The sequence below is a fragment of the Serratia sp. 22278 genome (genome assembly GCF_052045405.1).
GTDB lineage: Bacteria > Pseudomonadota > Gammaproteobacteria > Enterobacterales > Enterobacteriaceae > Serratia > Serratia marcescens.
Window position 1 is genome coordinate 64,028 of sequence record NZ_JBQEOW010000003.1, and the last position, 21,197, is coordinate 85,224.

Annotated in this window: 20 protein-coding genes; 10 read left to right on the top strand and 10 right to left on the bottom strand. The window is 56.2% G+C overall.

The window, feature by feature from the left end:
- Positions 1-12: 12 nt before the first annotated feature.
- The 4 genes from fliI to fliF are packed head-to-tail and all read right to left on the bottom strand — an operon-like array spanning position 13 to position 4,760.
- Positions 13-1,374: a flagellar protein export ATPase FliI gene (gene fliI, locus ACTJJ6_RS07685; protein ID WP_004934781.1), complete on the bottom strand. Its 1,362-nt coding sequence runs from the start codon at positions 1,372-1,374 to the stop codon at positions 13-15.
- A complete protein-coding gene (gene fliH / locus ACTJJ6_RS07690) occupies positions 1,374-2,078 on the bottom strand; it encodes a flagellar assembly protein FliH (protein ID WP_016927310.1) in 705 nt (234 codons plus the stop codon). The genes fliI and fliH overlap by 1 nt, the downstream gene beginning before the upstream one ends.
- Positions 2,071-3,063: a flagellar motor switch protein FliG gene (fliG, locus tag ACTJJ6_RS07695; protein WP_004934775.1), complete on the bottom strand. Its 993-nt coding sequence runs from the start codon at positions 3,061-3,063 to the stop codon at positions 2,071-2,073. The genes fliH and fliG overlap by 8 nt, the downstream gene beginning before the upstream one ends.
- Positions 3,060-4,760, bottom strand: coding sequence for a flagellar basal-body MS-ring/collar protein FliF (gene fliF / locus ACTJJ6_RS07700; protein WP_143778238.1), 1,701 nt, complete (start codon positions 4,758-4,760; stop codon positions 3,060-3,062). The genes fliG and fliF overlap by 4 nt, the downstream gene beginning before the upstream one ends.
- Before the next feature lie 315 nt (positions 4,761-5,075).
- Between fliF and fliE the strand changes: the two genes are divergently transcribed.
- Positions 5,076-5,390, top strand: a complete 315-nt coding sequence (fliE, locus tag ACTJJ6_RS07705) for a flagellar hook-basal body complex protein FliE (RefSeq protein WP_004934773.1) — start codon at positions 5,076-5,078, stop codon at positions 5,388-5,390.
- Positions 5,391-5,706: 316 nt separating this feature from the next.
- Positions 5,707-7,725, top strand: a complete 2,019-nt coding sequence (locus ACTJJ6_RS07710; RefSeq protein WP_440803243.1) for a hypothetical protein — start codon at positions 5,707-5,709, stop codon at positions 7,723-7,725.
- 50 nt (positions 7,726-7,775) lie between these two features.
- Here the strand turns inward: ACTJJ6_RS07710 and ACTJJ6_RS07715 are convergent, their stop codons facing one another.
- On the bottom strand, positions 7,776-8,375 hold the full coding sequence (locus ACTJJ6_RS07715; RefSeq protein ID WP_089184733.1) for an FMN-dependent NADH-azoreductase: 600 nt from the start codon (positions 8,373-8,375) through the stop codon (positions 7,776-7,778).
- A 128-nt stretch (positions 8,376-8,503) separates the two neighbouring features.
- Between ACTJJ6_RS07715 and ACTJJ6_RS07720 the strand changes: the two genes are divergently transcribed.
- Complete coding sequence (locus ACTJJ6_RS07720; RefSeq protein WP_164052459.1) at positions 8,504-9,421, top strand: LysR family transcriptional regulator; 918 nt, start codon at positions 8,504-8,506, stop codon at positions 9,419-9,421.
- Between the two features lie 43 nt (positions 9,422-9,464).
- Here ACTJJ6_RS07720 and ACTJJ6_RS07725 read toward each other — a convergent pair whose 3' ends face one another.
- The 5 genes from ACTJJ6_RS07725 to fliD form a co-directional block, all read right to left on the bottom strand.
- Complete coding sequence (locus ACTJJ6_RS07725; protein WP_049299135.1) at positions 9,465-10,760, bottom strand: hypothetical protein; 1,296 nt, start codon at positions 10,758-10,760, stop codon at positions 9,465-9,467.
- A gap of 707 nt (positions 10,761-11,467) precedes the next feature.
- Positions 11,468-12,316, bottom strand: a complete 849-nt coding sequence (locus tag ACTJJ6_RS07730) for a helix-turn-helix transcriptional regulator (protein WP_028128106.1) — start codon at positions 12,314-12,316, stop codon at positions 11,468-11,470.
- A 308-nt stretch (positions 12,317-12,624) separates the two neighbouring features.
- Positions 12,625-12,993 (bottom strand): flagella biosynthesis regulatory protein FliT, encoded by a 369-nt coding sequence (fliT, locus tag ACTJJ6_RS07735; RefSeq protein WP_016927319.1) that lies wholly within the window; start codon positions 12,991-12,993, stop codon positions 12,625-12,627.
- Positions 12,993-13,403, bottom strand: coding sequence for a flagellar export chaperone FliS (gene fliS / locus ACTJJ6_RS07740; protein ID WP_004934758.1), 411 nt, complete (start codon positions 13,401-13,403; stop codon positions 12,993-12,995). Before fliS ends, fliT begins: the two co-directional genes overlap by 1 nt.
- A gap of 26 nt (positions 13,404-13,429) precedes the next feature.
- The gene (gene fliD / locus ACTJJ6_RS07745) at positions 13,430-14,830 is read right to left on the bottom strand and encodes a flagellar filament capping protein FliD (RefSeq protein ID WP_016927320.1); all 1,401 of its coding nucleotides are present in this window, start codon (positions 14,828-14,830) and stop codon (positions 13,430-13,432) included.
- 281 nt (positions 14,831-15,111) lie between these two features.
- On the opposite strand from fliD, the gene ACTJJ6_RS07750 reads away from it, so the two are divergent.
- The 7 genes from ACTJJ6_RS07750 to tcyN all read left to right on the top strand — a co-directional run bounded on the left by ACTJJ6_RS07750 (position 15,112) and on the right by tcyN (position 21,070).
- On the top strand, positions 15,112-16,149 hold the full coding sequence (locus ACTJJ6_RS07750; protein ID WP_025303241.1) for a flagellin FliC: 1,038 nt from the start codon (positions 15,112-15,114) through the stop codon (positions 16,147-16,149).
- A 182-nt stretch (positions 16,150-16,331) separates the two neighbouring features.
- A complete protein-coding gene (locus ACTJJ6_RS07755) occupies positions 16,332-17,054 on the top strand; it encodes an RNA polymerase sigma factor FliA (protein ID WP_016927322.1) in 723 nt (240 codons plus the stop codon).
- A gap of 54 nt (positions 17,055-17,108) precedes the next feature.
- Positions 17,109-17,618, top strand: a complete 510-nt coding sequence (fliZ, locus tag ACTJJ6_RS07760) for a flagella biosynthesis regulatory protein FliZ (RefSeq protein WP_004934751.1) — start codon at positions 17,109-17,111, stop codon at positions 17,616-17,618.
- Between the two features lie 125 nt (positions 17,619-17,743).
- The gene (locus ACTJJ6_RS07765; protein WP_016927324.1) at positions 17,744-18,736 is read left to right on the top strand and encodes a D-cysteine desulfhydrase; all 993 of its coding nucleotides are present in this window, start codon (positions 17,744-17,746) and stop codon (positions 18,734-18,736) included.
- A 115-nt stretch (positions 18,737-18,851) separates the two neighbouring features.
- Positions 18,852-19,652 (top strand): cystine ABC transporter substrate-binding protein, encoded by an 801-nt coding sequence (gene tcyJ, locus ACTJJ6_RS07770; protein WP_016927325.1) that lies wholly within the window; start codon positions 18,852-18,854, stop codon positions 19,650-19,652.
- Positions 19,652-20,314, top strand: a complete 663-nt coding sequence (tcyL, locus tag ACTJJ6_RS07775) for a cystine ABC transporter permease (RefSeq protein ID WP_143778235.1) — start codon at positions 19,652-19,654, stop codon at positions 20,312-20,314. Before tcyJ ends, tcyL begins: the two co-directional genes overlap by 1 nt.
- A 3-nt stretch (positions 20,315-20,317) precedes the next feature.
- Positions 20,318-21,070 (top strand): L-cystine ABC transporter ATP-binding protein TcyN, encoded by a 753-nt coding sequence (gene tcyN, locus ACTJJ6_RS07780; protein ID WP_049299137.1) that lies wholly within the window; start codon positions 20,318-20,320, stop codon positions 21,068-21,070.
- The last annotated feature ends 127 nt before the right edge of the window (positions 21,071-21,197 follow it).

Sequence of the window (21,197 nt, forward strand, 5' to 3'; positions counted from 1 at the left end):
CCTCTGGTGACGTTAAACAATCAACTGCTGCAGCTGTTGACAGGCTTCATCGTAGCCGCTGCGTTCAAAGATGCCCTGTTGCAGGTACGCTTCCATCTGCGGGTACAGCGTCATCGCTTTGTCCAGCAACGGATCGCTGCCCGCCGCGTAGGCGCCGACGCTGATCAGATCGCGGTTGCGCTGATAGCTGGCCAGCATCTGCTTGAAGGTGCGTACCCGGCGGTAATGCTCTTCGTCGATCAGCGATGTCATGGCGCGGCTGATTGACGCTTCGATGTCGATCGCCGGGTAGTGGCCGGCCTCCGCCAGCCGCCGCGACAGCACCACGTGGCCGTCGAGGATGGCGCGCGCCGAGTCGGCGATCGGATCTTGCTGATCGTCCCCTTCGGTCAACACGGTGTAGAAGGCGGTGATGGAGCCGCCGCCGCTGATGCCGTTGCCCGCGCGTTCCACCAGCGCAGGCAGCTTGGCGAAGACTGAAGGCGGATAGCCTTTGGTCGCCGGCGGTTCGCCGATGGCCAGGGCGATCTCACGCTGCGCCATGGCGTAGCGGGTAAGGGAGTCCATGATCAGCAACACGTGCTGCCCGCGATCGCGGAAATCTTCGGCGATGCGGGTGGCGTAGGCCGCCCCCTGCATGCGCAGCAGCGGCGACACGTCCGCCGGCGCAGCGATCACCACCGAGCGCGCCCGGCCTTCGGCGCCGAGAATGTTCTCGATAAAGTCTTTGACCTCGCGGCCGCGCTCGCCGATCAGGCCAACGACGATCACATCCGCCTGGGTATAACGGGCCATCATGCCGAGCAACACGCTCTTGCCGACGCCGGAGCCGGCGAACAGGCCCATGCGCTGGCCGCGACCGACGGTCAGCAGACCGTTGATGGTGCGCACCCCCACGTCCAGCACCTGCTCGATCGGCGTGCGCTGCAAGGGGTTGAACGGCGCGGTGATCAGCGGCGCGCGGTAACCGGTTTCCGGCGAAGGCAGGCCGTCGAGCGGTTTGGCGCTGCCGTCCAGCACGCGCCCCAGCAGCGCCGGGCCGAGCGGCAGCTGTTTGCCGGCGCTTTGGCCTTCCGGCGCGATGCGGGCGTAAACCCGCGCGCCCGGCACGATGCCTTCGACTTCTTCCAGCGGCATCAGGAACAGCCGTTGGCCGTTGAAGCCGACTACTTCGCTTTCCACTTCCTGCACCTCACCGGCGTCGTGCCGTTCGATGAGGCAGGTCGCCCCGAGCGGCAGCTGCAGGCCGGTAGCCTCCAGCACCAACCCGGTGGCGCGGGTCAGGCGACCGTAGCGGCGCACCGTCGGCGCGCGGGCGATGCGTTTTTCCAGCGTATCCAGAGAACTCAGCCAGCGGCCGAGACGCGCGGTCATCAGACTTCTCCCGGTGCCGCCAGGCGGCACAGTTCATGCCAGCGCGTCGCCAGGCTGGCGTCGAGATCGCCTTCCTCGGCGCTGACCTTGCAGCCGCCCGGATGCAGTTCGCCGTCCGCCAACAGGCGCCAGCCGTGCAGGCTGAGGGTAACCCCCAACTGCTGCTCGACGCGTGGATAGTCGTCCGGGTGGACCCGCAGCTGCGGCTTGCCGTTGAACATCGGCTCCTGTTGAATCAGCTGTTGGATCTGCGCGAGCAGGGCGGTGCCGTCGCACACCGGCGGCTGGCCCAGCACCTGTTTGGCGGCGGTCAACGCCAGTTGCATCAGCCGCGAAGCGATCACGCTGTCGAGCGCGTCCAGCGTGTGCTGGAATTCGGTAACCAACTGCTGCCAGTGGGCGGTCAGCGGCTGTTGCTGCTGCTGCGCTTCCAGCAGCCCTTGCTGACGGCCTTCTTCCAGACCGGACTGAAAACCGGCTTCATAGCCTTTTTGCTGGCCGTCGGCATAGCCCAACTGCTGGCCCTGTTGCTCGGCCTGCAGCCGCAGCGTCGCCAACTGCTGCTGCAATTCGGCCTGCGCGTCCGGCGACGGATCGCTTTGTTCGAGATCCGGCAGCGGCGGCAGTTCGAACGCCGGTTTCTGTTCGCCCAAATCGTTGAGCGACCAGGGCTGCCAGGGCAGGGTGTTAATGCGATCAGACATAGGTGTCCTCGCCGCCGCCGATGATCATTTCGCCGGTTTCCGCCAGACGTCTTACCACCAACAGGATGGCTTTCTGCTCGTTCTCCACCTGCGACATGCGCACCGGCCCACGGTTGGCCAGATCGTCGCGCAGGATGTCGGCGGCGCGTTGCGACATGTTCTTGAGGAACTTCTCGCGCAGCGGCTGTTCGGCGCCTTTCAACGCGATCAGCAGCGACTCGCCTTCCACTTCCTGCAGCAGGCGCTGGATGCTGCGATCGTCGACTTCCACCAGGTTTTCGAACAGGAACATCTCGTCGATGATCTTCTGCGCCAGCTCGCCGTCGTATTCGCGCATCGCGTCGATGACCGCTTCTTCCTGCTGGGTTTTCATCAGGTTGATGATCTCGGCGGCGGTGCGCACCCCGCCCATTTTGCTGCGCTTGAGGTTCTGGCCGTCGAGCAGGTTGTTCAGCACTTCGGTCAGCTCCGCCAACGCCGCCGGCTGCACGCCGCCGAAGGTGGCGATACGCAGCATCACGTCGTTGCGCAGGCGTTCGTCGAACAGGGCCAGGATGTCCGCCGCCTGGCCGCGTTTGAGGTGCACCAAAATAGTGGCGATGATCTGCGGGTGTTCGTCGCGGATCAGATCGGCGGCGCTCTGCGGCTCCATAAAGTTGAGCGTTTCCATGCCGGTGGTGGTCTCGCGCGATTCGAGAATGTCTTCCAGCAGGCTGGCGGCGCGCTCTTCGCCCAGCGCCTTGACCAGCACCGAGCGCAGGTAGTCGCTGGCGTTGACGCTCAGCGCCGCGTATTGCTCGGCGTCGTCTTCAAACTCGGTCAGTATTTCGCCGAGCTGTTTGTGTGAAACCTGGCTCATGCCGGCCATGGTGCCGCTCAGCAGCTGTACTTCGCGCGAGGAGAGGTGTTTGAACACCTCCGCCGCGCGATCTTCACCCAGCGTCATCAGCAAGATGGCGCTTTTGTCGGTTCCGGTCAGGCTCATATCTCGTTACTCATCCATTGGCGGATTACCAGAGCGACCACGCGCGGGTCTTTGTCAGCCAGATCGCGGATCCGCTGGCTCTGGACTTCTGCGCTGACGCGCTGCTGCGATTTGCGACGCTGCGCCAGCTCCTCGTTGCTCGGTTTGTTGCTGTCGACCGCTTTGGCGGCAGGGGCGTTGGCGGCGGCGATGGCGGCCTGTTGCGCAGCCTGGCGCTGTTGCAGCTGCGGCCGCACCAGTTTGCGCCACAGCAGCCAGGCCACCAGCAGCACCAGCAGATAGCGGCCCGCGTCGATCAGGCGATCGATAAACGACTGGCTTTGCCAGAACGGCAGTTCGCCACCGGTCACCTGAGTGTCGGTAAACGGCGTATTGACCACGTTCAGGGTATCGCCACGGCTGCTGGAGTAGCCCATCGCTTCACGCACCAGCGCTTCGATCTGCGCCAACTGCTCTTTGCCCATCGGCTGCGGTTTGCCGTCTTTACCGGTGCCCAGGTAGTTGACCACCACGGCGACCGACAGACGCTGCACGGTGCCGGCTTTGTGCTGGGTATGGCGGATGGTGCGATCGAGCTCGTAGTTGGTGGTCGCGTCGCGTCGGGTATTTTGCGGCACGCCGCTGGCCGCCGCGCTGCGGGTGGTTGCGGCGTTTTGCGCGGTGGCGTTGGCATTGGCATTGTTGCCTGCCGCGGGCTTGGCGGTTTCAATCGGCGCGGTGGCCGGCGCGCTCGGTTGGTTGGACAGCGCGCCTGGCACGCCACCCACCTGCGGCCCGCCGATCTGTTCGCTCAGGCTGGTTTGCTGGGAGCGGATAGCGGCTTTGTCCGGCTGCTGGTTCGGCTGGTATTGTTCATCGGTTTGCTCGCGCGTGGCGAAGTCGATCTGCGCTGTGACCTGCGCACGCACGTTGGCGCTGCCGACCACCGGAGCGAGGATCGCTTCGATGCGGCGCTGGAAGCCGTTTTCCACTTCGTTGGCGTATTTCAGCTGCGAAGCGTTAAGATCACGCCCGGTGCCGTCGGACTGGGTCAGCAGGCGGCCGGCCTGATCGACCACGGTCACGTTGCCCGGCGGCAGGCCGGCGACGCTGCTCGACACCATATAAACGATGGCGTTGATCTGGCCGTCGTCCAGCGCACGGCCGGGTTGCAGGGTGAGCGTTACCGAGGCGGAAGGGGATTTCTGTTCGCGCACGAACAGCGAAGGTTTAGGCAGCGCCAAGTGAACGCGGGCGTTTTGCACCGGCCCCAGCGATTCGATGGTGCGCGACAGCTCGCCCTCGAGGGCGCGCTGATAGTTAATCTGCTCGCTGAACTGGCTGATGCCGAATTTTTCCTGGTCCAGCAGTTCGAAGCCGACGGCGCCGCCTTTCGGCAGCCCTTGCTGCGCCAGACGCAGACGGGTTTCATGCACCTTTTCCGCCGGGATCAGCAGCGCCGCGCCATTCTCGGCAAAGCGGTAAGGGATGTTCATCTGCGTCAGTTGGGTGACGATGGCGCCGCCGTCGCGGTCGTTCAGATTGCTGTACAGCACGCGGTAGTCGGGGCTTTTCACCCACAACAGCAGCGCGACGACGATCGCGATCGCGGCGGAAGCAGCGACCAGCAACGGAATTTTCGGGTTGGCGCGCAGACGGTTCCAGATGGCTTGCAGGCCGTTGTCGCGGCTTTCGCCGGCGGTTATCGAAGCACTCATTTTAGGTCTCGTCCTTCAATGGCGCTCACGATCCCGTACGGGCCGCTGAGCAGCTCCCTGCCAGGCTGATGAACGGTATGGTTAGCGTTGTGTGACAAAACAGACTCCCTGATACACATATCTTCTAAATAGCGGCGCTCCCATTTCTGGGCAGGCCATTATTCGCCTTATCAGACAATTCCGATTGCCCGATAAGCCGGGTTTTTTGCAGTTAATTAACCGCTTTAGGTCCGAAAACGCTGTGCTAGGGTGTGCATCATTGGAGAAGTGCAGGGTGAAAACGTCACCCGGCGAGACGAGATGATTGAGGACCAGATGGCGATTCAGGGCATTGAAGGGGTGCTGCAGCAGATGCAGACCATGGCGGTTCAGGCCGGCAAGATGGGGCAGAATGCGGCGCCTCAGGGCGTCAGCTTCGCCAGCGAACTGACTGCGGCGCTCGGCAAGATCAGCGAGACCCAGCAAACGGCGCGCAAGCAGGCGCAGGATTTCGAGCTGGGCGCGCCAGGCATCAGCCTGAACGATGTGATGGTCGATCTGCAGAAATCGTCGGTGTCTTTGCAGCTGGGCGTGCAGGTGCGCAACAAGCTGGTGGCGGCCTACCAGGATATTATGAATATGCCGGTGTGATACTACGCGACATCAGCGTGGTTTCACCTGCTGAAAGCGGCCTGCCTGGGAGGTGGTAGGCCGCTTTATGGCTTTAACCCTTTCTTATCTGTGCTTACACCTCTCTGTATATAGCGATATAGCGCTCCCCATTTTTATCGTAAACACCCATTATTCGGTCAATAGCGGATTTCCCCGTTTGGCAGCGGTCCTGTAGTACCTGAAACAGCGGTTATAACTCTGTGACTCTGAGAATTCTTGATACGTTCATAATACGGCACGCTGCCGTAGTCTGCGCTCGTTATTTCCATTCTTCTGAATCTACACCGAGGTGTTAATGAATAATTTAAGTGCCGCTGCCACCGTAATTAATGATACTGATGTAACTTCGCAATTAGGCAGCATTAATAATGGCTATACCAATGTGCATGCGCAACTTGGCGTGACGCTATCGCGATTCGGAGCCGATCCTACGGGCAATACCGATTGTCGTGAAATATTTCAGCAGGCATTGGATTATGCGGCGACAACGCAGCATAAAACCGTCTGGATCGATGGAACCTTTCTTATTACCGGCGATGTTTCGTTAAAAGTGCCTGTTGGGGTCACCGTCAGAGGTTATCGAACTGGGCGAAATCAAAGCATAATGACAGCTGGTTTTAATCCTAAAGATGAACCTTCGGTGTTGTTAGTGCGTACAAAGCCAGCAACACAGGGGGAACCAGGAACTAATCTATTCGAATGTACAATCAGTCCTTCATTTGATGGCTTCGTGATCTATTACGATGAACAGCCAAAGAATATCACCGATCCGGCAATGTTTATTCAGTATGGTTATACTTTTCACACCGTAGGGCGTTCATGTTCAGTTACTAACATTCTATATGCTGGTGCCTGGAATTTTTTCTCGCAGCAAGGTGAGGCGCCGTTCTGCCAAAACATTTATGGTTTTGCTTATGGCATCGATTTTCATGTGGAGAAGTGCGCCGATGTAGGGGTTTTTGATAATATACATTGCAATCCGAATGTTGTTCGGCCTAATTTTAGTACTATCACCGCAGCGGCTAAGCTGGAAACAAGCATTATGTTTGATTTTTCAGAGCATGACGGCATGATGCTGAGCAATATTCATGGTTTTGGTAAAGGAGTTGTGTTCAATAATGATCAAAAAGGGACCACGCGGCTAATGACCCTGTCAGGTAGCAATTTTCTTTTTGATAAATGTGGCACTCTCGTGAATTCGAATGCTTCTGGTGCAAGAATTGTGGACTTCTTTGGCGGAACATTCATTCATGACTATGCACGCTTAAAGGGCATGATGACGCTAAGTAACTCGACCCAAACACAGATAGCGCAATATTATCTCAATGGATGGAAATTCCAACTGGGTTCTCCCTTACTGGGGGAAAGCACTGACACCTTCTTTTACTTTGCTGACCCTGCGGGTTGCAGCTTGATTCTGAACTCAGCGATTTTGCCATCAAAGGGAACATTAGAATTAAATAACCCATTAAAAAGCAATATGATGAATGGTGACATTACCATCGGAAGTCGGCGGATTAACCTTGAAAGAACCTATGGTAATTATATTCCCAACTCCCGCTTGCTGACTGTTGACCAGAATAACGGGATGCCTGTGGGTTTTAATATTTCCGGTAACGGTGTTAAGGTTGTTGCGCAAGAGGTGACAAGCAGTAATACTGCGACGTCCTATTATTCCGGATTATTAAATAGGACCTTTGATGTCAACCAGACCGGTACGATGACCGTTATGGCTTATGCAACTGCTATCGGCGATTCTCCGGGTATCCGGGTGACGGCAACCGATGATAACTATACTGAGGCGACAAAAATAGAGAAGAAAATCCCGTGGACGATTGAAGGTGGCTATTATGTGGCGCGTATTACCATTGAAAGCACCCCTCTTTATTCTATTTGGGATATCTGCTGTGCAGCGCCATCGATATCGGGCGGCGCATTGCGGATGCATAGTGTGTCGTTGATACCTTCACCGGTATTTAACTACTCGTCTGAATTGAGAGAGCCGCCTTTATTAAAGTCACAGGTGGGTAGTATGGCAACAACGATGTTGCTTCAAGCGAACACGCCTACGATGCTTCAACGTTCAGTGTGGGGGAAAACAAGTGGAGTAGCCAGAGTTTATTTAAAAACTGACACCACGGTTGCGATATTTACATTATATAAATTGAAAGATAGTGAACCTGTCACTGTCGTTAAAGATGTTTACTATCAAGATGGTGATGATGTTTTAAATCTTACGTGGCCCACTGGCGGCCGCTTAACACTTTCAAGCAGCGCCGGTGGGAATATACAAATACGCATTGATGGCGCTTAGAAAAATAAATTAGGCAATGGACTGCCTTTCCTTCTATTGATATTTTTGCGTCAGCCCACTAACTCCACGATCCGCTGGTGGGCATTCGCCAGCCCCTGCGCGAGGCCGTGCGGTCTCATATCCAGCCCTTCGGCATAGATAAATTGCACGTCGCCGATCCCCATCAACCCCAGCACCGAACGCAGGTAGGGCGTTACGGCATCGGTCGGATGCCCGGCGTGCATGCCGCCGCGTGAACTGAATACCAGCGCATTGACGCCTTCCACCAGCCCCACCGGGTAGGTGGCGGTATAGTTGAAGGTCATCCGGGCGCGGGCCACCAGATCGAACCAGTTTTTCAGCTGGGTCGGGACGTTGAGGTTGTACATTGGCGCGCCGAGCAGCAGCAGATCGCTCTCTTTCAGTTCGGCAATCAGCCGGTCGGAGAGCGCCACCGCCGCTTTGGCGCGTGGGCTGATGTTTTCCGCGCCGCGCAGCGCACCGAACAGCTCGCCGTCCAATACCGGCAGATCCAACGCCGTCAGATCGTGTTCGACGATCCGATCTTCGTGTCCTTTCGCCTTACGCGCCGCCAGATAGCGGTCAATCAGGTTATTGGTCTGCGAGTCATTTCCCATAATGCTGGATTTGAGTACCAGTATTTTTTTCATGCTGTTGTCCTCTGACGGTCATCTGTGGTTTTCACCGGGGATTCGGAATGACTGCAGGTTATCATTGCTTGATGTTCACCAGTGGTGATAGGTTTTCACTAAATTGATTCCAATTTGGAAGCATTAAGATGAAAAGCGATCTCAGCGCACTGCCGGCGTTTGTCGCCGTGGCGGAAGGCGGCAGTTTCGCCGCCGCCGCAGAGAAACTGCATCTGACGCGCTCTGCGGTCAGCAAAATCGTATCGCGTCTCGAGGCTCGGCTTGGCGTGATGTTGTTTATGCGCACCACGCGCAGCCTGAGCCTGACGGATGAAGGGGCGCTGTACTATGAGCACTGCCGGCAGGCGTTGGCAAACGTTCAGGCGGCGGAAAACCAGCTCGACAGCGGCAAGATGCAGGTCAGCGGCCGGCTCAGAGTCTCGGTGCCGGTGCTGTTCGGCCATTTGTGCATTGCGCCCGTGTTGACGGCGCTGGCGAATGAACATCCCTTGCTGACGCTGGAAATTTCATTCAGCGACCGCAGGATCGATCTGATCGACGAGGGGTTCGATCTGGCGGTTCGCATTGGCGAGCTGGCGGACAGCGGCAGCCTGGTTGCCCGGCGCTTGGGCGAACACGGCATGCTGCTGTGCGCCTCGCCCGATTATCTGCAGCGCTGCGGCGAGCCGAGAACGGTAGAGACGTTAAGCCGACATCAGGCGGTGGGGTATCTGCACGCCGGCGCCGTGCTGCCCTGGCAGCTTCGCGGCGAAAACGGCGAGCTGCAGCCGTTCAGGCCACCGGCCAAGATGATGATGGATGACATGCAGGGGATTGTCGATGCGGTGTCCGCCGGCGCCGGTATTGCCTGGCTGCCAGAGTGGCTGGTGCGCGAGCGCTTGATGGCGGGGACGTTGGTGGAGATCATGCGCGGTGGGTCCAGCCTCAGTTTCCCGGTGAACGTCGTGTGGCCCTATATGCCTTACCAGCCGCTCAAGGTGCGGCTGGCGGTAGACAAACTGGTGGCGGAGCTGCCTGGCAGGCTGACGCGGTTCGCGTCGGCCTGAGCGTGTATGTGGTGGCAAGCGGTCCAAGGGACGCTTGCCGATGTCAGAGCGCGCGCTGTTGCGTTGATCGTGGCAGTGACGGCTGTGTTTTCCCTGTCAACAGGCAACTGAAAATAAGAACCCAAATGAACCCGTAAGAGTAATCGGGGTTGGCGGCGCAGGAGCCCAAAAATGCGGAGAAAAGCATAAATTTAAGCATGGAATGGGCTTCGTTGCCGGCGACGTTATATTGCGAACGAATAAGCTTGGATACGATAAAACCGACTAACAGTATCGTCCCCAATATTCCGAAGTTAGCAAGTAGGGACAGAGGCAGAGAAGATATTCTTGCGCTACCGATACCGACGCCCAAGCCAAAGGTATTATACATAATTTCAAGGGCATTGTAGTTGGAGGCGGAGCGCACGAGGTGAGAGATCGTTTGCGCTTTTTTATCCGCGTAATCGGTTATTTTCTCCAGGAAAAAGATAAATGTGAGCTTTGATACGATGACCAAAGCCAGAGAAAATAGAGCTTTCTGTATCAGGCTAAAACGCGTACTGAAAATGAATGTGCCGCACAGCGACGTAAGCAGGGTGAAATAGCCCGATGTAGAGCCGTTTTTAACCAAGAGCAGCACCATCAATAGGGCCACTAGCTTCAGTCGCAACCCCTTGGCAACCAAAAGAGGCACGATGGTTGCGCCAATAAAGATACCGGCGAATGACGGTTCACCGAAGGTACCGCTCAGTCTGGATTCAAAAATGGCATTGGCGTTATGCATGCTGTTATACATCAAAATCTGAATCGCATTCGCCAGCGGCCTGGCAAGGAGCCAAATCAGACAGTAAGCGGAGAAAACCAGCGTCGTGAAAATGATGGTTTTCAGTGCATATTCAGGCGTGATTTCACGCCGCTTGACGTAAATGACATACAGCGTTATCAGGTTCAGCGTGATTAGAATCAGTTGCTTGATGTTGTTATTGCCCCACACAAGCGAGATACCTTTTTTGGCGTAATTATTTTCAAAGCTATAAGCCGGTGAATAAACTCTTACCCCTTCAAATAGGTGGGTTAACGCATAGGTGAAGAACCAAAAAAGAACAATTATTACCAGCGATTGCAGAAATACCCGGTGTTTTAAGTTCCAGACGGATGTGCTGTTTTTTGAAGTGAAAAAAAACCGGGTTATTAAAACCAGCTCGATAAAGTAAAATATAGGTAGGCTATTACTCCCTGTGTTAATAATAGCGCTTGATTGAAAGATGGATGCGAGAATCAACAGGGCGAAAATGGTTCTGTGGTGTAGGAAAAAAGTGGCGAAAGCGAGAGCTAGCCAAACAAAACTTAATATATTCACATTATATTCCCTAAGTTACTTATCCTATATGGCATCGTCTGGCTTCAGATTAAAGTAGTTATAAAAAACCAGCGCATTTCCGCGCGCTATCATACAATAAGAAGGTGGGATGGTCTAGCTGCAAGGGTAGTATATTCATGGGGTTATAGAATTAGACTGCAAGTATATGCCATTCTTATAATTAACGAGCTAATTAAGTCGCGCGGGTTTTGCGTTTGGGATAGTGACGATTGGCCCTCGGAATTTGCCGTGGCAGCAGGAAACAGGCCACCGGTGCAATTAATTCAGCAATAAAATAAATAAATAAAATTAATTAAAAATCACCGAGGAGCAACGACCATTGCAATGCGTAATAAAGCAGCAACAAGAGACAGCTGGCAAGCACCAGCTTTTCACCAGCTTGCTTAAGCTTGGCTTTAACGTTGTTTCTTTGCCGCATTTTTACGTTCTCGCTTTAGACAGTCAGATAGAAAAGCAGTATAGCAAGCAAATTTTAGGCGTCGGTCAAAATAGGAAAATACTTAATGCTTTGGTGGAGAACCGAGCAGTGGGTTGTGCGGGATAAATAGCCAGCGGCAGGAAGAGAACAACCAGGAAAAGGTGCCAGCGGTCGCTGGCGGATACGTCAAGATAGGTTGCTCGGCACGCCCACATCATTGCGATGCCATCGTTTATCCGGGCTAAATTGCCGTGTTTGCCGCCATTGATTAGCCGGAACCGTAATGCTGTTCAAAGGCAGGTTCCATTATTCTCTGATGACCGCGAATGGCGGTAGGGGCGAAACCGAAGCGTTTGCGAAAACGTTCGGCGAAACGCGAGGCGCTTTCATAACCCACATGTTGCGCGATGGCGGAGATCGGCCAGTCGGTCGACTGCAGCAGGGCCAGCGCGCTGCTCATGCGCACGTCAATCATCAGGTTGCGCAACGCGGTGTTTTCCATCGACAGTTTGCGGCGCAACATCACTTCACTCATCGACAGGCTCTCCGCGACTTTGGCCGCCGTCCAAATGCTGTGCGGATCGGTCGCCAGGCAGCGGCGCACGCGCTGCGTCAGATCCTTGGCTTCGTTGTGAATAAAGCGAATGCCGAATTGGGCCAGCCACAACAGAATTTCCAGCATTTTGTGCCGCACGATGATGGTGGGAAAGCGTTGCCGCAGCGTCAGCGCCAGGCCGGTGGTTTCAAAACTGTGCTTTAGGGCGCAGGGCAGGTTGCGCAGCGCCAGGACGGCATCGAACGGCATCGGCGCCGGCGTTTCCTCGGCCGGAGGTTGGACGGTGAGCAACAGGGGATCGCAGGTTAGCAGCTGGCAACTGAATACGCCGTCTTCGGACGGGCCGTTAATAATGTCCACCGTTTGCCCGCCGTCGATAATCAACAGCTCGCCGGGATGAGCGACCACTTCGTGTTGTTGCCAGCGTACGCGCTTATGGCCTTGTTGTATCAGATACAGATGTGGTTGCTCAAAATAGACTGAAGGGAATAATAATTCAGTATACTGAATGATGTGCGCTGAGGCGCCAATTCCAGGACAGAGATTAATTGTACGTTCCATCGATATTCATTTCGCAGCCATTATCTGGGAATATCTTTACGCTTTGATCCGCGCTGGAGCAACATTTTTCCATGGGCCGTGAAACACAGCGGCGAGTTTTATCTATCAAAAATCAATTTCCTGCTGAACAGAAAACGTCCGTGTCGGGATGATGTTTATCCATTAAAGTGAGAGCCAGGCTCGAAGCGCGCATTTTACCAATTACCCATAAGCTGAATAATTCAAATGCCATAGATTAATATCCTAACGTAACCCGAGAGTAATAGCGCATAGTGCTATTTAATCCATTTTCGTCAGTATTGTCGATCTTATCGGACCTGTGGTTCCCCCAGCAACAGCGCACGATCATGAAACTGGCCGTAGGCATTGTTGACCACGTTCTGGCGCGTGGACTGTTCGATCAACATTTTCAGCTCATCCATACGCTGCTGTAACAGACGTTTGAGTTCGGTTTCGTTGTCGAGGATCTGTTGCAGCTTATTGCGCAACATCTCCTGCAGCGCCATGGACGGGCCGGCTTGCCCGGTAAAGGCGGCGGTTTTTTCCACCGCCGTCACGTAAGCGAATTCGAGCTCGACGAGCTCCTCCCAGCGCCCGGTTTGCGCCAGCGCGATCATCTGGCTGCTCAGGCTGTAAATTTGTTGATAAGCGGCTAACAGCTGCTGTTGACGTTCCATTACACGGCGTCCTGCGAAGGTTGGTAGTTAGGGCCGATCTGGCGCCAGGCGTCGGCGATGTTTTCCAGCAGTTTAACCACTTCGGCGATCGCCGCTTCGTCGTTGTGCAGATTGGCCTGCATCAGCCGACGCTTCATGTAGTCGTACAATGCCGCCAGATTTTCGGCGATCTCGCCGCCCTGTTGAGGGTCGAGGCCGCTTTTCAGGCCGTTGTCGATGATATTGATGGCTTTGGACAGCGCCATGCCTTTGCCGGCGATATCGCCCTGGTTCATCAGGATGCGTGCGCGAAGCAGGGCGCTGAGCGCCCCGTCGAACAACATCACGATTAACTGGTGCGGGCTGGCGCTCATGGCGCCGCTTTCCAGACTGACCTGTGCATAGGCCTGAGTGCCGCTACGGTTATACATGCTGTTTTCTTTACCTTGTTAAAGGGTTACTTGAACTGTTGAGCCAAATAGTTACTGGTGCCGTTCATTTTCGACATCATGGTATCCAGCTGAACGAACTGTTGTTTATAACGATCGATAGTGTTCTGAATGCTGGCGGTGACCGTCGTGATCTGGCTGTTCAGGCGATCGAGGTTGGTGTTGATGCTTTTGGTCGAGTTTTCGATGATGCCGCCGGATTTGATGTAGCTCTGGATCTCGTTGTGGATCTCGGTGGCCATGCCGGTGTCTTTGCCGTTACCGACGAAGAAGTTGCTGACTTGATCTGGCTTCTCATCCATCGCTTTCTTCAGCTTGGCGCTGTCGATTTCCAACTTGCCGGTTTTGGTGTTGGTGGAAATGCCGAGGTTGCCCAGGCCTTTCAACTCCGGGTTGTCCTGGGCTGCGCTCAGCGCGCTTTTGATCGACGACTGAACGCCGCGCAGGGTGTTGTCGCCCAGCAGCGGACCGTTGCTGGGATTTGGCGCTTCGCCGGTTTTAACCGGGGTGAACTTGGACAATGCGTTGAAGGTGTCCAGCAGGGAGTTATAGCTGTCGACCCACTCTTTGATCTTGTCGGTGGTGCCGGCGGTGTTGGTGCTGATTACCAGATGCTGCGGTTCATCGGTTTTGGTTTTGGTTTTCAAATCGATGGTGACGCCCTGCAGGGCATCGCTGATCGAGTTGGTGCTGCGTTTGATAGCGGTGCCGTTCACCATCAGCTCCGCATCCTGCGGCGCGACCGTCTGCTTCATGGCGGTGGAGGTGCCGCGCGTGGCGTTGTAGTTCAGGATATCGCCCAGTTTGTCGTCATTGTCGACCTGGAGGGAAATCTTGTTGTTTTCGCCGGTGGTGGAGGAACTGACCGCCAATTGATAATCGTTGTCGCCAACGCGCATGATGCTGGCGGTGACGCCGGCTTTGGCGCCGTTGATGGCGTCACGCAGCTCAACCAGTGAGGTTTGATCGTCGCTGAGCGGGATTTTGGTTTCTTTCGGCGGGTTGCCGGCGGTGATGGTCAGGGAGCGGTCGGTGACGCCTTCAGCGCCTAATTTAGCGCCTTGATCGCTGACTTTCGCCTGCGTGGTCAGCGTTTGCGCCTGCGCCAGGTTTTTCACTTCCACCACGTAGTTGCCCGGCACCGCCTTGGCGTTGGTGGTGATCTTGAAGGCGTCGTGTTCGGTGGCGGTGGTGGCCTTGAAGAAATCTTCTTTCGCCATCTCTTTGCTGAGATTGTCGAATTTTTCCAGCGCGCCTTTCAACGTGCCGTAACCGGTCAGCTGGGCGTTGTAGCTGGATTGCTTGGTGGTGTAAGGGGTCAGACGCTGTTGTTCCGCTTTGGTCAGCTTATCCAGCAAGCCATTGAGGTCAAGCCCTGAGCCGAGACCTAATGAACTGATCGTTGCCATGAGTAATTCTCCTTGATGATGACTTTATTCGCTTTACGCGTTATCGGCCCAGTGGTGAAAAAGTTTACCGAAAAAAACAAAAAAACGATGGCGCAATAGAGGAGGGAAAAACCGCGTTATTTCCGCCATTGCAGCGGGCGCAAAAAATTTTAAAAAATTGCTAAAGGTTGTTAGGGGAGGGCCGATACCTGAGGGGACGGTGGTTGACGCCGTGGGCAAACAAGCCCGAACCTTTTAACCGTGTTGCGAAGAACGCAACTGACTCGTAAGGAAAGCAAACAATGGCACAAGTAATCAACACTAACAGCCTGTCTCTGATGGCGCAGAACAACCTGAACAAATCTCAGTCTTCTCTGGGCACTGCGATTGAGCGTCTGTCTTCCGGTCTGCGTATCAACAGCGCGAAAGACGATGCTGCGGGTCAGGCGATCTCCAACCGTTTCACCGCTAACATCAAAGGCCTGACTCAGGCTTCCCGCAACGCCAACGACGGTATCTCTCTGGCGCAGACCACTGAAGGCGCACTGAACGAAGTTAACGACAACCTGCAGAACATCCGTCGTCTGACCGTACAGGCGCAGAACGGTTCTAACTCCACCAGCGACCTGAACTCCATCCAGGACGAAATCACTCAGCGCCTGAAAGAGATCAACCGTATCTCCGAACAAACTGACTTCAACGGCGTGAAAGTGCTGAGCAGCGATCAGAAACTGACCATTCAGGTTGGCGCTAACGACGGTGAAACCATCGATATCGACCTGAAAAAAATCGACGCTAAGCAACTGGGTCTGGAAAAATTTGATGTAACTGCAAAACCAGTGGCTATCGCTGACGGCGCTACAATCAATAACGGTACTAAAGACATCACTTACGATTCTAAAACATCGGGTCTGAAAGATGGCGAAGCTTTAGTAACTGCCAAAGATAAAGACGGCAAGGAAGCTTTCTATGTCCAAACCACCGCTTCAGATGGTGCTAAAACTTATAAAGCCGCAACCATCGCTGATGATGGTAAAGTGACTGCTGGTGCAGATGCCGATCTGAAACAAACGCCACTGGACACTCTGGACAAAGCGCTGGCACAGGTTGACGGCCTGCGTTCTTCCCTGGGTGCGGTACAGAACCGTTTCGATTCTGTTATCAACAACCTGAACAGCACCGTGAACAACCTGTCCGCTTCTCAGTCCCGTATCCAGGATGCTGACTACGCGACCGAAGTGTCCAACATGAGCCGTGCCAACATCCTGCAACAGGCTGGCACCTCTGTTCTGGCACAGGCTAACCAGTCTACTCAGAACGTTCTGTCCCTGCTGCGTTAATCGTCTCTCCCGATTAACTGTCGCAAAGAAACCCCGCTTCGGCGGGGTTTTTTTATGCTCGCGCACCGCGCGGTTATTACATGGCGCAAATAAAGCCCGTTTTGTGCGACTGTTCTGCCGATTGGCATTTCGCCCCCTACGCATAATAGCGCTGACTCTCTTATCCGCAGGTTTAAGACATAGTGAGCGATCTGTATACCGCCGAAGGCGTGATGGACAAAAATTCTCTCTGGTTGCGCTACGTGCCGTTAGTGCGCCACGAGGCGTTGCGCCTGCAGGTCAGGCTGCCCGCCAGCGTGGAGCTTGACGACCTGCTGCAGGCCGGGGGAATCGGGCTATTAAACGCCGTTGAGCGTTATGACGCCCTACAGGGAACCGCCTTTACCACCTATGCGGTGCAGCGCATTCGCGGCGCGATGCTCGACGAGTTGCGCAGCCGCGACTGGGTGCCGCGCAGCGTGCGGCGCCACGCGCGCGAGGTCGCGCAGGTGATGCGGCAACTGGAACAGCGTTACGGCCGCCCGGCGAGCGAAACGGAAGTGGCGCAGACGCTGAACATCTCGCTGGATGAGTACCGTCAAATTCTGTTGGACACCAATAACAGCCAGCTTTTCTCCTACGACGAATGGCGCGAGGAGCATGGCGAGAGCGCGGAACCGATGCTGGAAGGGCATGAGGAGGCCAACCCGCTGCATCACCTGTTGGAAGGCAGCCTGCGCCAGCGGGTGATCGACGCCATCGAGGCGTTGCCGGAGCGCGAAAAAATGGTGCTGACGCTGTATTACCAGGAAGAGTTGAATCTCAAAGAGATCGGCGCCGTGCTGGACGTCGGGGAATCCCGCGTCAGCCAACTGCACAGTCAGGCGATCAAACGGCTGCGTGCGCGGCTGGCGAACGATACCTGACGGCGGAGCGCCGCCCCCAACTCGATGACTCATGCGACAATCGGACTGCCCCTTATGCCAGGAATACTGTTGAAGAAACGGCCGCTTAGCCGTTACCTGAAAGATTACAAGCACAGCCAGACCCATTGCTCCCAGTGCGGCAAACTGTTGGACCGCATGGCGCTGGTGTTTCGCGGCAAGATAATCAATAAAGAAGCCATCGCGCGCATGGATCAGCCGATCGACGATGCGGTCTGGCAAAACGTGCAGCACGAACTGACCGCGCTGTGCCGCTTTTGCAGTGAGATTTCCTGCAACAGCCACCCGAGTTATTTCGACATTATGGCGTTCAAGCAGTATCTGTTCGAACAGACCGAGATGAGCCACAGCACCATTCGCGAGTACGTGGTGCGGTTGCGCCGGCTGGATGAAATGCTGGTGGCGCGGAATTACCCGGCGGACAAATTCGCCAACAGCGCCAGTCATCAGCGCATCATCGACGATCTGCCTACCGCGGCGCACAACAACTACCGCATTGCGCTGCGCAAGTACGATCAGTATCTCGCCTGGCAGCGCAGCTACTGAGATTTTCCCCGGCCGCTGGGCCGGGGTCTGCCGTATCCCCCCGTGATAAAGGATGATTATTCAGTTCACATCTGCTAAATCTATCGGTTATCAGATGTTGATATTCGATTCCCTGGGGGGAAGTAGTGAACCTGCAACAACAACTGGCGCAATTTCCGCGTCTGGATCTGGTTGGCGTCGCCACACCGCTGGAAAAACTGTCCCGTCTCTCCGATTACCTCGGCCGTGAAATTTACCTTAAACGTGACGATGTCACGCCTATGGCGATGGGCGGCAACAAGCTGAGAAAGCTTGAGTTTTTGGCCGCCGATGCGCTGCGACAAGGCGCCGATACGCTGGTCACCGCCGGCGCCATTCAATCCAACCACGTGCGCCAGACGGCGGCGGTGGCGGCGAAACTGGGCCTGCACTGCGTCGCGCTGCTGGAAAACCCCATCGATACCCGTGCGGAAAACTACCTGACCAACGGCAACCGCCTGTTGCTCGGCCTGTTCAACGCCGAGGTGGTGATGTGCGAAGCGCTGCACGATCCGCAGCAGCAACTGGCGGAACTGGCGACGCGCCTCGAGGCGCAGGGCTTCCGGCCTTACGTGGTGCCGGTGGGCGGCTCCAATGCCCTGGGCGCGCTGGGATACGTGCAGTGCGCATTGGAAATCGCCGAACAGAGCCGGCGCAGCAACGTGGCGTTCAGTTCGGTGGTGGTGGCGTCCGGCAGCGCCGGCACTCACGCTGGGCTGGCGGTGGGGCTGCAACAGCTGCTGCCGGAAACCGAGCTGATTGGCGTGACGGTCTCGCGCACCGTGATCGATCAACTGCCGAAGGTGGAGCAGATCCAGAAAGCCCTAGCCTGTTCGCTGAATATCGACGAACTGGCGCCGATCGCGCTGTGGGACGATTATTTCGCGCCGCAGTACGGCATGCCGAACGAAGAGGGCATGGCGGCGGTGCAACTGCTGGCGCAGCAGGAGGGCGTGTTGCTGGATCCGGTATACACCGGCAAAGCGATGGCCGGTTTGATCGACGGCATTGCCCAGCGGCGTTTCCGCGACGAAGGGCCCATCCTGTTCGTTCACACCGGCGGTGCGCCGGCGCTGTTCGCCTACCATCCGCAGGTGTAAATACCGCTTGTTATTCCATTTTGAACTATATTTATAAGGTTATATTCCTTTATGCGGGCGGTTGCACTGTTAAAGTGCTGATATCAAAAAAGATAAACAACATACAGGGGTGTTTATGATGTTTGCAAAAGTTCGTCGCCAATGGTTGTTGGGCGTGGTGGGCGTTGCGTTGGCCGCCGGTTTGACGACTCAAACCTACGCCGCCGACAATCTGCTGCAGCAGGTGAAGCAGCGCGGCACGCTGATCGTCGGGCTGGAAGGCACCTATCCGCCGTTCAGTTTCCAGGGGGAAGACGGTAAATTGACCGGTTTCGAAGTGGATTTCGCCAACGCGCTGGCGGAACATCTGGGCGTGAAAGCCAAGCTGAACCCGACCAAGTGGGACGGTATGCTGGCTTCGCTGGATTCGAAGCGCATCGACGTGGTCATCAATCAGGTGACGCTCTCCGATGAGCGCAAGAAGAAATATGACTTCTCCACCCCTTACACCGTTTCCGGTATTCAGGCGCTGGTGAAAAAAGGCAACGAAGGCACCATTACCAAGCCGGAAGACCTGAAGGGCAAAAAGGTCGGCGTTGGCCTGGGCACCAACTATGAGCAATGGCTGCGCGAGAATGTGCAGGGCGTGGACGTGCGTACCTACGACGACGACCCGACAAAGTATCAGGATCTGCGCGTCGGCCGCATCAACGCCATCCTGGTGGATCGCCTGGCGGCGTTGGATCTGGTGAAGAAAACCGGCGATACGCTGGCGGTGGCCGGCCCGGCATTCTCCCGCCAGGAGTCCGGTGTGGCGCTGCGCAAAAATAACCCAGAACTGCTGGCCGCGATTGACCAGGCGATCGCCGAGATGCAAAAAGACGGCACGCTGGCGAAGATCTCCGAAAAATGGTTTGGCGCGGACGTAACTAAATAATGCACGAAAGTATTCAACTGGCGCTGGATTCAGCGCCATTTTTATTGAGGGGCGCCATACTGACGCTGCAGCTTAGCCTGGGCGGTATGGCGCTAGGCTTGTTGCTCGGTTTTCTGTTGGCGCTGATGCGCCTTTCGCCGCTGTGGCCGCTGTCGTGGCTGTCGCGCATTTACGTGTCGCTGTTCCGCGGCACGCCGTTGATCGCCCAGCTGTTTATGATCTACTACGGTCTGCCGCAGTTTGGCGTTGAATTCGATCCCTTCCCGGCGGCGCTGATTGGCCTGTCGCTCAATACCGCCGCCTACACCTCAGAAACGCTGCGCGCGGCGATTTCGTCGATCGACAAAGGGCAGTGGGAAGCCGCCGCCAGCATCGGCATGACCCGTTGGCAAACCCTGCGCCGGGTGATCCTGCCGCAGGCGGCGCGCACCGCCTTGCCGCCGCTGGGCAACAGTTTTATCGGCCTGGTGAAGGACACCTCGCTGGCCGCCACCATTCAGGTGCCGGAACTGTTCCGCCAGGCGCAGCTCATCACCTCGCGCACGCTGGAAGTGTTCACCATGTACCTGGCGGCATCGCTGATTTACTGGGTGATGGCGACCCTGCTTTCCGCACTGCAAAACCGTCTGGAAGCCCACGTTAATCGCCAGGATCAGGAGTAACGCATGAGTGCCATTGAAGTTAAGCAATTGACCAAGCAGTTCAAAGGTCAGACGGTGCTGCATGGGATCGATCTGGCGGTGGACGCCGGTGAAGTGGTGGCGATCATCGGCCCGAGCGGTTCCGGGAAAACCACCTTGTTGCGCTGCATCAACCTGCTGGAGGAGCCGGATTCCGGCACCATTCGCGTTGGCGATATCCTGATCGACGGCAGCAAGCCGCTGAGCAAACAGAAAAGTCAGGTGCGCGCGCTGCGCCAGCAGGTCGGTTTCGTGTTCCAGAACTTCAACCTGTTTCCGCACCGTTCGGTGCTGGAAAACATCATCGAAGGGCCGGTTATCGTTAAAGGCGAGGCGAAAGCCAGCGCCGAACAGCGCGCTCGTGCGTTGCTGGCCAAGGTGGGGCTGAGCGGCAAAGAGGCGGCTTATCCGCGTCGGCTGTCCGGCGGGCAGCAGCAGCGGGTGGCGATCGCGCGCGCGCTGGCGATGCAGCCGGAGGTGATTTTGTTCGATGAGCCGACGTCGGCGCTCGATCCCGAGCTGGTGGGGGAAGTGCTCAATACCATGCGTTCACTGGCGGAAGAGAAACGCACCATGGTGATCGTCACCCATGAGATGAGCTTCGCTCGCGACGTGGCCGATCGGGTTATCTTTATGGATCACGGCCGCATCGTCGAACAGGGCCCGGCCAAAGCGCTGTTCGCCAATCCGCAGCATCAGCGTACCCAGCAATTCCTCGATAAGTTCCGGAATCAATAAGGCGTCGGGGGCGTTTCCCCCGACCGCATTCACTGCGCTTTCAACAATTCATTGCGCGCGGCGGCGGCGAGAAATCCGCTGCGGCTGCCGTATCCCGGATATTACCGAACCCGAAAGTCAATGCGTC

Excerpts from the sequence above, each read along its gene's own strand:
- fliI (WP_004934781.1), bottom strand. The coding sequence starts at position 1,374 with ATGACCGCGCGTCTCGGCCGCTGGCTGAGTTCTCTGGATACGCTGGAA.
- fliH (WP_016927310.1), bottom strand. The coding sequence starts at position 2,078 with ATGTCTGATCGCATTAACACCCTGCCCTGGCAGCCCTGGTCGCTCAAC.
- fliG (WP_004934775.1), bottom strand. The coding sequence starts at position 3,063 with ATGAGCCTGACCGGAACCGACAAAAGCGCCATCTTGCTGATGACGCTG.
- fliF (WP_143778238.1), bottom strand. The coding sequence starts at position 4,760 with ATGAGTGCTTCGATAACCGCCGGCGAAAGCCGCGACAACGGCCTGCAA.
- fliE (WP_004934773.1), top strand. The coding sequence starts at position 5,076 with ATGGCGATTCAGGGCATTGAAGGGGTGCTGCAGCAGATGCAGACCATG.
- ACTJJ6_RS07710 (WP_440803243.1), top strand. The coding sequence starts at position 5,707 with ATGAATAATTTAAGTGCCGCTGCCACCGTAATTAATGATACTGATGTA.
- ACTJJ6_RS07715 (WP_089184733.1), bottom strand. The coding sequence starts at position 8,375 with ATGAAAAAAATACTGGTACTCAAATCCAGCATTATGGGAAATGACTCG.
- ACTJJ6_RS07720 (WP_164052459.1), top strand. The coding sequence starts at position 8,504 with ATGAAAAGCGATCTCAGCGCACTGCCGGCGTTTGTCGCCGTGGCGGAA.
- ACTJJ6_RS07730 (WP_028128106.1), bottom strand. The coding sequence starts at position 12,316 with ATGGAACGTACAATTAATCTCTGTCCTGGAATTGGCGCCTCAGCGCAC.
- fliT (WP_016927319.1), bottom strand. The coding sequence starts at position 12,993 with ATGGAACGTCAACAGCAGCTGTTAGCCGCTTATCAACAAATTTACAGC.
- fliS (WP_004934758.1), bottom strand. The coding sequence starts at position 13,403 with ATGTATAACCGTAGCGGCACTCAGGCCTATGCACAGGTCAGTCTGGAA.
- fliD (WP_016927320.1), bottom strand. The coding sequence starts at position 14,830 with ATGGCAACGATCAGTTCATTAGGTCTCGGCTCAGGGCTTGACCTCAAT.
- ACTJJ6_RS07750 (WP_025303241.1), top strand. The coding sequence starts at position 15,112 with ATGGCACAAGTAATCAACACTAACAGCCTGTCTCTGATGGCGCAGAAC.
- fliZ (WP_004934751.1), top strand. The coding sequence starts at position 17,109 with ATGCCAGGAATACTGTTGAAGAAACGGCCGCTTAGCCGTTACCTGAAA.
- tcyJ (WP_016927325.1), top strand. The coding sequence starts at position 18,852 with ATGATGTTTGCAAAAGTTCGTCGCCAATGGTTGTTGGGCGTGGTGGGC.
- tcyL (WP_143778235.1), top strand. The coding sequence starts at position 19,652 with ATGCACGAAAGTATTCAACTGGCGCTGGATTCAGCGCCATTTTTATTG.
- tcyN (WP_049299137.1), top strand. The coding sequence starts at position 20,318 with ATGAGTGCCATTGAAGTTAAGCAATTGACCAAGCAGTTCAAAGGTCAG.